This is a genomic window from Pedobacter sp. PF22-3, from assembly GCF_026239555.1.
Lineage (GTDB): Bacteria > Bacteroidota > Bacteroidia > Sphingobacteriales > Sphingobacteriaceae > Pedobacter.
In genome coordinates, this window is the sequence record NZ_JAPIVP010000005.1 from 244,021 (window position 1) to 256,193 (window position 12,173).

Here is a 12,173-nt window from a genome sequence, read left to right on the forward strand (position 1 = left end):
ATGAAAGGCTGTGGTTTTATTAGCAATATACGGTTATAAACATATATTTGAAAAATGTAGGTTAGTTTTTTTCTCTCCTGGCTTTTCTTGCTGCCTTTCTATCTGCCCTTTTTTGTTCTCTTATTTTTTTTGCAATTACTTTTTGCTGTTTTACCGGATCCTTTTCAGGTACGATCCCAACGCCTACAATATCTTTGATGCCCACAAAAACGGTTTTCCACATCAGGTTAAAAAAAGAGGCAGAGTTAATCCTGGTATTCGTCATACTTGCCGTTCTCGGTGCTTCGCCTTTTATCGGATTTTCATCTTTAACTAAAATGGTATTGGCCAGAAAAGATAATAAACCTTTTTCCTTTGTTCCCTCGCCATCAATATTGTCTGAGAGGAGTTTTACTTTCAGGTTGGTGTACAGCATATTCATCTTGCCTGTTGCAGATCTTAAATTTCCGTTGGCCTTAAAATCAATATGTTGTATGTTGCCGCTTTCTATTTCAACCAGCCCAAGCGCTTTGGATAATGGATTTAGGTTTTTCATATCAAATTTGCCCAAACTTCCGCTATAGGTAAAAGCACCATTTTTATCGGTCAGGTTAAAATCGATATTTACATTCAGCTTTCCGGTGCCCATTAAAAGTGTGTTTAAATCTGCCAGGGCATGGTTCTTTTTAAGCAATTGTAAGCTATCATTGGTTACATTTAAAATATTTCCTGTTAATGCTTTAAAATCAACCGATCCAGCTTTTTTACTTGCCGGGTTAAACTCTGCATATTTAACATTAACGTTTCTTATTTTTACCGTATCAATCAGGATGGGCATGTTTAACCTTTTCAATGCCATATGGGGATAGTTTTGGCCTTTATCAAAACCCGGCTGAGGTGGCGATTCGCGGCTCATAAAAACATCTACATTTGCCGGACCAATCTTTAATGATTTTGCGTGTAGTTTCTCGTCGGTATTTAAACCAATAAAATCCACGCCATTAAATTCTATTTTATCAAAGCTTAAATTGTACCTGTCTTTCTGGATCTTGTATTTTCTTGTAAAAGTAAGTTCATCGTACAATGGCGTAAGTTTAAAGCCCTTAACCGTTATCTTTTTTGATGAGGTGGAACCTTTAATCGTATCCACTTTCATGGTGTACATTTTGTCTTTCGTTACCGATTTATAACCTGCAATCTGAAATGTTACGTCTTTTGTATAATAAAACCGAGTGGTATCACTGCCTGAAAGCGAATCCAGTAAAAAATCATTAATGTTGATATCGAGGTGTTTGATTGAGTTTTTGATTTTTTTGGCTGCGGTTTTATTGATGTAATCGAAATCTGCATCCACAATTTTGATGCTTTTAACATGTACCGATTTAAAGGTTTTGGAAATCTGCTCATAAAGCGATTTTTCATCTTTTATGCTATCGGTTTTCTTGGTTACTTTGTTAAAATACATGTTAATAGATGGCTTTTGTAAGAGGATTTCATTTACCTCTATCTGCTTTTTAAAGTAGGCCGTTAATATTCCAACACGGCTAATCTGCAGTTTCTTTAATTTTAGTTCGAAAATATGGGCGGGTGCCAGTTGTTTTTTCTTCAAGCTATCAAAAACAGCCGTATCGGGAGTCAAGGTAACATCACGCAAGGCCATGCTGCCTGTAATTACATTTAAGTTAATGCTTTTAAAATCTATCCGATATAAATGATGCGATCCATTATAAACACCAGCTTTGATTTTTTCGGTCAATATGGGCTTCCATCGGGCACTTAAGAACATCGCACCAAATGCTAAAATTAAAATCAATATGCCGAATATGCTTCCTATCCAGACCCAAATTTTGTTTTTATTCTGCGGTGTCATTTATTATGGCTTATCCTTACGTAACAGATGGGAGCAAGAAAGGTTTTTTAGGGGCAAGGCAAAAGACTAAAGGAGCAATACCAAAGCAGAAAGAACAAAGTAGAAAGACTAAAGCGGAAAGACCAAAGCGTTACTATTGGGGTTGATTGTTAAAATTATTTTCAGGAGCGCAAGGACAGGGTAGGTAACATCGTTTGTTCCTTTGCTTCGCTTGTACGCTTCGGCCGTCGTGCCTCCTGGCCTGCAGGGTACCACTTTGCCAAGCGCTAGGTGTTTACGGCAGTGGCATGGAAACCCCTCATAATAGCAAGAACAGATGTAATCTAAACCCGACCTTAGCGGGATGCCACAATTTTTTCAATTGGGGCAGAAGTGGGGGCGGGGCTGCATCGCCCTATTGGCACCGAAGCCTACGTTTCCAAAAACATCTGACTCATTTTATAATTAGCAACTATTAATTTGGACCGCAAGTGCAATACAAGTAACAGTGTTTGATCCTTTGCTTCGCTTGTACGCTTCGGCCGTCGTACCTCCTGCCTGCAGGGTACCGCTTCGCCAAGGGCTAAGTTGGTTAGGCCTGTAGCATGGACCCCCCCCCTCATAGTAGCAGGAACAGATGTAATCTAAACCCGACCTTAGCGGGATGCCACAATTTTTTCAATTGGGGCAGAAGTGGGGGCGGGGCTGCATCGCCCTATTGGCACCGAAGCCTACGTTTCCAAAAACATCTGACTCATTTTATAATTAGCAACTATTAATTTAGAGCGCAAGTGCAGTACAAGCAACAGTGTTTGATCCTTTGCTTCGCTTGTACGCTTCGGCCGTCGTACCTCTGGGCCTGCAGGGTACCGCTTCGCCAAGGGCTAATTGGTTAGGGCAGTGGCATGGAAAACCCCTCATATTAGCAAGAACAGATGTAATCTAAACCCGACCTAAGCGGGATGCCACAATTTTTTCAATTGGGGCAGAAGCGGTGGCGGGGCTGCATCGCCCCATTGGCACCGAAGCCTACGTTTCCAAAAACATCTGACTCATTTTATAATTAGCAACTATTAATTTGGAGCGCAAATGCAGTACAAGTAACCGTTTTTGTTCCTTTGCTTCGCTTGTACGCTTCGGCCGTCGTACCTCCTGCCTGTAGGGTACCGCTTCGCCAAGGGCTAGGTGGTTAGGGCAGTGGCATGGAAACCCCTCATACTAGGAGGAACACATTCCGCCACAGGCACCGAACTATACATTTTCAAAAATTTTTATTCAATTATATAAAATATGGATTAATTGGGGTTGCTAACTGTCTTATCATAATCTTACTGTAAACCTTTAAACAAAATCTGTCAAATTGTCACTTTTAATTTTATTTATGTATTTTTGCAATCCCAAAAATGTTTTTAAATAATGATTGATTTACAAGTACAGGATAAGACACACGATGAAGCCAGGCAAGGTGAAGCTTTAATTTTAGATACACCAGTTAAAGCCGATGCCCGTAAATTATATATCGAAAGTTACGGTTGTGCCATGAATTTTGCTGATAGTGAAATTGTTGCCTCTATTTTATCTGAAACTGGATTTGAAACGACAGGGGATTATCACCAGGCTGATGTCATCTTCATTAATACCTGCTCCATCCGCGAAAATGCGGAAACCAGGGTTAGAAACCGACTATCACAATTCGGTGTTGAAAAACGCCGTAACCCAAAATTAATTGTTGGGGTTTTGGGCTGTATGGCAGAACGTTTAAAGTCTAAATTTTTGGAAGAAGAACGTTTAGTTGATGTAGTGGTTGGGCCAGATGCTTATCGCGATCTGCCTAACTTAATTGAGCAGGTAGAAAGTGGACATAAAGCCGTAAATGTTTTATTATCTCGCGAAGAAACCTATGCTGATATTAGTCCGGTTCGTTTAAACAGCAATGGAATAACCGCTTTTATCTCCATTACCCGTGGTTGTAATAACATGTGTTCTTTCTGTGTGGTTCCTTTTACCCGTGGCCGCGAAAGAAGCCGCGATGCACATTCCATTATAGAAGAAGCAAAAGCCTTGTTTGAAGCGGGTTACCGCGAAGTTACACTTTTAGGCCAAAACGTAGATTCATACACCTGGACATCGGAAGATGGTACAGAAACGGTTAATTTTGCGCAGCTTTTGGAGCAAACAGCACTGGTTAGTTCAGATTTAAGGGTACGTTTCTCTACTTCGCATCCAAAAGATATTACCGATGAGGTTTTACGTACCATTGCTAAATACGATAATATCTGTAATTATATCCACTTACCTGTCCAATCGGGAAATACCCGCATATTGGAGTTAATGAACAGGACTTATACCCGCGAATGGTATATCAATCGTATTGACGCCATCCGTAACATTATTCCGGGGTGTGCAATTTCTACCGATATCATTGCTGGTTTCTGTACAGAAACAGAAGAAGAACACGAAGAAACCCTGAGCATGATGGATTATGTGCAATATGATTTTGCTTATAATTTCACTTACTCTGAAAGACCAGGGACATTAGCCGCCCGTAAACTGGAAGATGATATTCCGGAAGAAGTGAAAAAACGCCGTCTGGCTGAAATTTTAGCCAAACAACAGGCACATTCATTAATGCGTTTGCAAGAATGGGTAGGGAAAACTGTTCGGGTTCTGATTGAAGGCACTTCTAAAAAGTCTGATCTTGATTATTGCGGAAGAGGCGACAGCGGAGCAATGGCCATTTTCCCTGCTATTGAAGGCGTAAAACCAGGTCAGTATGCAAATGTGTATATCGAGAAATGTACATCCGCTACGTTAATCGGTAAAATAGTATCATAAAATCCCGTCATGCTGAACCTGTTTCAGCATCTTAACCAGAAAGACGCTGAAATAAATTCAGCGTGACGAACTTTAGAAAGAATAAATGGATACACAAAATATTAAACAACGTTTCGGTATTATTGGCAATTCGCCTTTACTTAACCGTGCCATAGATATTGCCAGCCAGGTAGCACCAACAGATATGTCGGTATTGATTACAGGCGAAAGTGGCAGTGGTAAAGAAGTGTTCTCGCAGATTATCCATCAAATGAGTGCCCGTAAACACGGTGCTTTTATTGCGGTAAACTGTGGTGCCATCCCCGAAGGAACCATAGATTCTGAGCTTTTTGGTCACGAAAAAGGATCATTTACTGGTGCGCATGAGGCCCGTAAGGGATATTTTGAGGTGGCAAATGGCGGTACCATCTTTTTAGATGAGGTTGCTGAGTTACCTTTAGGCACACAGGCTCGTTTACTGCGTATTTTGGAAAGTGGCGAATATTTACGCGTAGGGTCTTCTAAAGTACAAAAAACAGATGTCCGTATTATTGCAGCCACTAACGTAGATGTATATAACCGTGTTAAAAACGGAAAATTCCGCGAAGATTTATATTATAGGTTAAATACTGTTCCATTGCGCATACCTGCTTTGAAAGAACGTAAAGAAGATATTTATTTATTATTCAGAAAATTTGCGGCTGATTTTAGCGATAAATACCGTAGTCCGGCATTACATCTGGAGCCGGATGCCATTCAGGTCTTAACCAATTACAGCTGGCCAGGTAATGTTCGTCAGTTAAAAAACATAGCTGAGCAGATCTGTGTATTAGAAAAAGATCGAAATGTGAGCGGTCAGGCCATTTTAAATTATATCCCGAACGAAGCTGGAAGTAACTTGCCAATGGCGATCAACGCTCAATCGAAAGAAGATTTTACAGAAAGAGATATTTTGTATAAGGTTCTTTTTGATATGAAAAAGGATATGGTTGAGCTTAAAAAACTAGTGGCTGAAATTATTCAGCACGGTGGAAATACCGCTACAGTATTGGCAGATAACCCGCAGTATATCAATCAGCTATACCGTGATGTAGAGTTGCCTGCCGGACAGGAACATGCCTTTACCATTCAGCATCCTGCACCAGGCAATAATAACATTAACAATAATAATAATGCTGATTATTTTGCGCACGAGGCTGAAGAAGTAGAAGAGTCATTGTCGTTGGTGGATAAAGAATCAGACCTGATTAAAAAGGCATTAAAAAAACACAAGGGTAAACGTAAGTTTGCAGCACAGGAATTGGGTATTTCAGAACGGACCTTGTATAGGAAGATTAAGGAATTAAACCTATAAATTTAATTGCTTATATTAAATTCCCTGTAAAGCACGTTTCTCAAAAATTAGACTACATTTTCGATAATGATGAAAATTAAAATATTTGCCTTAATTCTGCTTACTTCGGTATTTAGCGCTTGCTCTTATAAATTCAGTGGAGCATCAACAACGGGATTAAAAACGGTGGTTGTTCGGGTATTTGAAAATAATGCGCCTCTAGTGGTGCCAACATTAAGTAACCAGATTACTGAATCGTTAAAAAGCCGTATCCGTAACCAAACTAAATTGATTATTTCTCCAACAGGCGAGGGAGATGCATCATTTGAGGGTAGAATAACAGGTTATGATATTAAACCGGTTGCGCTTCAGAATAGTGCTACACCAACCGCAGGAGCAAACAGATTAACCATTACGGTTTCGGTAAAATATAAGAATAATATAAAAGAGCACGAAAAAGAAAGTTTTGAAGAGAGCTTTACCAAATATTTTGATTTTCCGATTAATGGGGCGCCCATTCAAACGTTATTGCCTGGAGCTATAGAAAATATCAACAAACAGTTATCGGAAGATATTTTTAACCGTGCATTTGCACAGTGGTAAATAAAACAGTACGCTAAAAAGACAAAATTTTCAAAACCCGTTTACATTTTTTTAACTTAGCGGCAAACCTCGATAATGGATAACAAAAAGCTACTGGCAGATTTACTTGCGCAACCTGGAAAGGTTAGGCCAGAGCATGCATTCATGTTGCAGGAAATGGTTAAGCAATTTCCATACGCACAGCCCATCCATTTACTTTTGGCCAAAGCCAATGCCTCATTTATTCCAAAAGCTGCATTATATGGTCAGGGGCATGTATTGTTCCATGTACTCAATATGGTTCCGGTTGAGGTGGCAGAGCAGGAAGAGGAAGCTGATATTAATGAAGTTGTTGCAGAAAATATACAGCATGAGCCAGAAGTTTTAGCGCAAACAAGTGAATTTACTGATGATAGTCCATCTTTTACGGATCAGGTGTTAGATGCAGAAATAACTAACCACCTGCCCGGCAGCAATAACCATTTTATGGACTTGCCTGTAGATGATGATTCTTTTATCGAAAGTGTAGCCGCTACAGACTTCTTTGCCTTTGAGCAGAAATTAAGTACCGATGTGGTTAACGCTGCACCAGAAATCGAAACTGTTGTGCCAGACGAGCCAGAAAGGAATTTTGTTTCGCAATATAACGATGATAAGCTTCCATACACATTTTTATGGTGGTTAGCTAAAACACGTAAAGAGCATGAGCAGATTTTTCAGCCTTATGCGCATCCTAATGCTAATAGTAATAAACCACAGCCACAAAATAAGCAACAGCAGGAAAGCGCTGAGTTTCAGCAACAGTACGTTGAGCATATTTTTCACATACAAACCCCTTTTGAGGTAGCCGATCACTTAGCCGAATATCCTGCTGCCGAAATTAAAGATGCCAAGGGTGCAGAAATTATCGAGAAATTCTTAAAAGAAGATCCAACAATTAAGCCGCCTAAACCAGAACAGATCGATAATGAAAATAAGGCCAAGAAAAGTGCGGAAGACAATTACGACCTGGTTTCGGAGACTTTAGCTAAAATTTATATCGAGCAAATGCTTTATCACAAAGCCATAGATACTTATAAAAAATTAAGTTTGAAATATCCGGAAAAAAGCCGTTACTTTGCCGACCTTATCCAATCTATAGAAAAGAAATTTTAAAATATAATATTACCATGGTAACCTTTTTAATCATTTTATTAATTATTGCGTGTGTAGCCTTAGGCTTGTTTGTTTTAATACAAAACCCTAAAGGCGGTGGTTTAGCTACAGGCGGTGGCACTAGTAACATGTTTGGTGTACAACGTACCGGCGATGTTTTAGAAAAAGGATCTTGGGTATTGCTAACACTAATAGTGGTGTTAACGCTTGCCGTTACTACAATTGCTAAAACAAGCGGTGGTAGCGCTGCAGTTGGAAACTCAGCTATTCAGGAGCGTTTAAACAAAACACCGTCACCATCTCCAATCGGTGGCAATTTAAACAGCACTAAACCGGCAACCTCAACTCCGGCCAAAACCGATTCAACAAAGAAATAAGTAATACTTACCCATATTTATAAAGCTTTCCTCAAAAGGGAAAGCTTTTTTGTTTTTAGCATTTATTCGCATGAATGAATAGCCATTATCTCTTAACACACATTTAACATAAAAAGCTTTAAATTGCAGCATGAAATTAAGTGTGCTGGTTTTATTTACTGCTCTCGCCGTTGGTATTTCCATCGGGATGGTTAATTTTTATTTTCAGCATAGTCTGTATTACATGGCCATTTCTTTTGGCGTATCGTTTCTATGCAGTTTTTTGGTTTTTTATTACCTGCTGGAGAAATATATCTACACCAAAATCAAACTCATCTACAAGCTGATCCATAACCTTAAATTGGGTAAGGATTTAAAAGATGCGCTTGGTGAGTATGTGAGTTCCGATCCGATTAATGATGTAGAGCAAGAAGTAAAGGAATGGGCAGGCGCAAAAAAAAAGGAAATCGATTTATTAAAAAAACAGGAACAGTTTAGGAGAGAGTTTCTTTCAAATGTTTCGCATGAATTTAAAACCCCGCTTTTTGCCATTCAAGGTTATATCGAGACTTTACAGGATTGCCTGGTAGATGACCCCGATCAAGCCGTTCTATTTCTAAAGAAAGCAGAAAACAATGTAGAGCGGTTGAGTTATTTGATTAAGGATTTAGACGTTATTTCAAAATTAGAAACAGGAGAATCGCCAATTAACTATCAAAAATTCGATTTTGTACAACTGGCAAAAGAGGTAATGGAAAACCTCGAAGACCGCGCCAAAGCAAAAAACATTAAACTCTTTTTTAAAGATAAGTACACTGCCATGACCCTGGTTTCTGCCGATCGCGAAAAGATTAGGCAGGTGCTAATCAACTTGATGGTAAACAGCATTAAGTACGGTATTGATGGAGGCGAAACCGCCATTAAAATTTTCGAACTGCATGATCAGGTTTTGATCGAAGTTACCGACAACGGTATTGGTATAGAAGAAAAACATCTCGCACGGCTGTTCGAGCGTTTTTACCGCATTGATACCCACAGGGCAAGAGAAGTTGGAGGCACGGGTTTAGGTTTAGCTATTGTAAAACACATTTTAGAAGCACACCAGCAAACTATTTCGGTAAGGAGCACACCTGGTATAGGAACTACCTTTGCCTTTACCCTACAAAAAGGTGGGTAATTTATATCTTATTAAGTACATCAGCTTATCGTCTTTTGCAGCCCACAGGCACGTAAATCATACACAAAGTAGTTGTGCCCGCACCTATGCCATTTTATTATTCATGGTTTGCTGCCTAAAGCTATAGAAATAAGGCACAACCAAGGTTTTAGAAAAAATAAATTAGTTAATATAATTCATAAATTAACATTAACTTAACATTGGGCTTGTAGCTTTGCAACATATTAAAAATTAACATGAACAATATTTTTAAGTTCTTTACACCTCAAGACAAAAAGTTTCATCCGCTTTTCGAACAAGCTGGTAGCAATGCATTAAAAATTGCTGAAACCCTTTTAGAAATGGTGAGTACGGGTGATGCTGAAAGCAGAAAAACAATTTTTAAAGAAATTGAGCGCTTAGAGCATGTAGGTGATGATATTACCCATTCGATATTTCTTGAACTGAGCAGGAACTTTATTACACCATTTGATAGAGAAGACATTCATGCATTGGCTACGGCTGTTGATGATGTTGCCGATTATATTTATGGTACTGCAAACCGCATGCAGATGTATAACATGAACACCATTAACGAGCCGATTGTTAAAATTGCCGAACTTTTGGTAGAAATGTGTACCGATATTGATAAAGCAATTAAAGAGTTGCGCAGCTTTAAAAACATCCGGGTAATTGCTGATGCGTGTATTCGTATTAACAGTGGCGAAAACCAGGCTGATTATGTATTTACGTTAGCGGTAGCCCGTTTATTTGAATATGAAACCAATGCGATTGAATTAATTAAACAAAAAGAGGTTTTACAAACGATAGAAAAAGCAACCGATAAGTGTGAGGATGTGGCAAATGTGCTTGAAACTATCTTGGTTAAAAACGCTTAATAAAAAACAAACATGGTAACTACCTTATTGGTTGTTGTTGTAATTCTGGCTATTGCTTTCGATTACATTAACGGCTTTCACGATGCCGCTAACTCGATTGCAACAGTTGTTTCTACAAAAGTTCTTACGCCTTTTCAGGCGGTTTTATGGGCTGCGTTATTCAATTTCGCTGCCTACTTTTATTTTACCGACCACAAAGTGGCCAATACTGTTGCTAAAACGGTAATCGAAAATTATATCACTTTAGAAGTTATTCTGGCAGGTTTAGTTGCTGCAATTATCTGGAACCTTTTAACCTGGTGGTATGGTATTCCTTCAAGTTCATCACACACTTTAATCGGTGGTTTTGCTGGTGCAGGTATGACACATGCTTTACTTACTGGCGCTAGTCCGCTTGATGCTGTAAACATGGGTTATGTAATAAAAATTGTTTCTTTCATTGTATTGGCACCAATAATCGGTATGGTGATATCAGTTGTATTAACACTAATTATTATCAATATCTGTCGTTATGCGAAGCCGGCAACTGCTGAGAAATGGTTTAAACGCCTGCAATTGCTTTCTTCTGCTGCATTAAGTTTCTTCCACGGAGGTAATGATGCTCAAAAGGTAATGGGTATTATTGCAACGGCATTAATTGCATCGAAAGTAATTCCAAACTTCGAATCGATGCCCGCTTGGGTGCCTATCTGCTGTTATTCAGCAATCTCTTTAGGTACGATGAGTGGCGGTTGGAAAATTGTTAAAACAATGGGGTCTAAAATCACCAAGGTAACCGCACTTGAAGGTGTTGCTGCTGAAGGTGCTGGAGCGATAACATTGGGTATTACGGAGCATTTCGGTATTCCGGTTTCTACTACACACACCATTACAGGTTCTATTGTAGGTGTAGGTGTGGTAAAAAGTGTTTCGGCTGTACGTTGGGGGGTAACCATCAACTTAATTTGGGCATGGATTTTAACCATTCCGGTTTCGGCCACATTGGCTGCCATTATTTATGCCGTGATTTATTACTTAAAATAAAAACAAAATCCTTTAATATTTTCAGAAGACCAAGGCATTAGCTTTGGTCTTTTTTTTGGGTCTTTTTTTACCGCAAAGAACGCTAAATTTTCGCAAAGCGATGTTTTGTTTTACCACAGAGGGAATTGAGTTTGCACGGAGCAACACGGAGAAAAGCTATCATATAGGCTACTATTAACATGATACCAACAAAACGGTCGTGCTCGATTGAAGCGTGCAACGGAGATATTTTCTTTCTGTGAAAGACCCTGAAACAAGTTCAGGGTGACGATTTGCCGGAGAGATTTACTTGCATAGATTTTCCACTGTGCTATACCTCGCTTTTTCTGTGTTTTTTCTTGGTAAAACCGGTGGTTAAAGCATGCGTATGCCTACAAATTTTTCTTCATTTCCTTCGCTACTTCTTTTGCAAGCGGATCTTCACTTTTTTCCAGGTTCGCTATAATACTTTCCTGATTTTTTGTTGAATGGTTCTGGCTCATTTTAAAAACATGGTCGATCTGCTGGACCATAACTTCGAATCCTGTAATTGCTTTTAAATGCTTCTGGATATATGCTTCATCCATTTTATTAAATGCAGCAGGACTTGTTTCAGGGCGCTCATACTGATCTGTCAGTTCTTTGATCACCTGGTAAGTTTCTTCCGAATCCATAAGTCGGATCGTGCCTTTTGCCTGAACCGTTTTATAATTCCAGGTAGATACTGAAGCTGGTTTTTCGTAAACTGAAGCACTGATATAAGCATGCGCACCAGTAAAAAGAGCCATTACGTTTGGATTTTGCTCAAAGGCCCTACAATGATCGGTTTTCGTCATAATGTGGCCGGTAAGTTTGATCAAATCACCATTGGTGATGGTTTGAACCGGTACCTGCGTAACAACCGGATACTCGCCATCAAAACCAATTAATGTGATAAAGTTATTTTGTTGCATAAATTCAAGAATTTCATCTTGATTGCCTGCTTTAGAATAGGATGTTTTGTACATGAGTTGTGCTCTCTACCACAGAGGCTATTGAGTTCAATATA

At 39.2% G+C, this 12,173-nt stretch carries 10 protein-coding genes; 8 read left to right on the plus strand and 2 right to left on the minus strand.

Features of this window, described 5'->3' with window-relative positions; translation table 11 throughout:
- Positions 1-61: 61 nt before the first annotated feature.
- Positions 62-1,849 (minus strand): hypothetical protein, encoded by a 1,788-nt coding sequence (locus OQX63_RS09320; RefSeq protein WP_265850603.1) that lies wholly within the window; start codon positions 1,847-1,849, stop codon positions 62-64.
- 1,395 nt (positions 1,850-3,244) lie between these two features.
- Between OQX63_RS09320 and miaB the strand changes: the two genes are divergently transcribed.
- The 8 genes from miaB to OQX63_RS09360 all read left to right on the plus strand — a co-directional run bounded on the left by miaB (position 3,245) and on the right by OQX63_RS09360 (position 11,146).
- A complete protein-coding gene (gene miaB / locus OQX63_RS09325; RefSeq protein WP_265850604.1) occupies positions 3,245-4,663 on the plus strand; it encodes a tRNA (N6-isopentenyl adenosine(37)-C2)-methylthiotransferase MiaB in 1,419 nt (472 codons plus the stop codon).
- Between the two features lie 85 nt (positions 4,664-4,748).
- The gene (locus OQX63_RS09330) at positions 4,749-5,996 is read left to right on the plus strand and encodes a sigma 54-interacting transcriptional regulator (RefSeq protein WP_265850605.1); all 1,248 of its coding nucleotides are present in this window, start codon (positions 4,749-4,751) and stop codon (positions 5,994-5,996) included.
- A gap of 66 nt (positions 5,997-6,062) precedes the next feature.
- The gene (locus tag OQX63_RS09335) at positions 6,063-6,578 is read left to right on the plus strand and encodes an LptE family protein (protein WP_322974344.1); all 516 of its coding nucleotides are present in this window, start codon (positions 6,063-6,065) and stop codon (positions 6,576-6,578) included.
- A 75-nt stretch (positions 6,579-6,653) separates the two neighbouring features.
- Complete coding sequence (locus OQX63_RS09340) at positions 6,654-7,712, plus strand: hypothetical protein (RefSeq protein ID WP_265850606.1); 1,059 nt, start codon at positions 6,654-6,656, stop codon at positions 7,710-7,712.
- A 14-nt stretch (positions 7,713-7,726) separates the two neighbouring features.
- A complete protein-coding gene (secG, locus tag OQX63_RS09345) occupies positions 7,727-8,089 on the plus strand; it encodes a preprotein translocase subunit SecG (protein WP_265850607.1) in 363 nt (120 codons plus the stop codon).
- A gap of 130 nt (positions 8,090-8,219) precedes the next feature.
- Positions 8,220-9,245 carry a sensor histidine kinase gene (locus OQX63_RS09350; protein WP_265850608.1) on the plus strand — a complete coding sequence of 342 codons (1,026 nt, stop codon included), beginning with the start codon at positions 8,220-8,222 and terminating at the stop codon, positions 9,243-9,245.
- A gap of 236 nt (positions 9,246-9,481) precedes the next feature.
- Positions 9,482-10,123 (plus strand): DUF47 domain-containing protein, encoded by a 642-nt coding sequence (locus OQX63_RS09355; RefSeq protein ID WP_029274248.1) that lies wholly within the window; start codon positions 9,482-9,484, stop codon positions 10,121-10,123.
- Positions 10,124-10,135: 12 nt separating this feature from the next.
- A complete protein-coding gene (locus OQX63_RS09360; RefSeq protein ID WP_138819357.1) occupies positions 10,136-11,146 on the plus strand; it encodes an inorganic phosphate transporter in 1,011 nt (336 codons plus the stop codon).
- 371 nt (positions 11,147-11,517) lie between these two features.
- Here OQX63_RS09360 and OQX63_RS09365 read toward each other — a convergent pair whose 3' ends face one another.
- A complete protein-coding gene (locus OQX63_RS09365) occupies positions 11,518-12,132 on the minus strand; it encodes an FMN-binding negative transcriptional regulator (protein ID WP_265850609.1) in 615 nt (204 codons plus the stop codon).
- Positions 12,133-12,173: the final 41 nt, after the last annotated feature.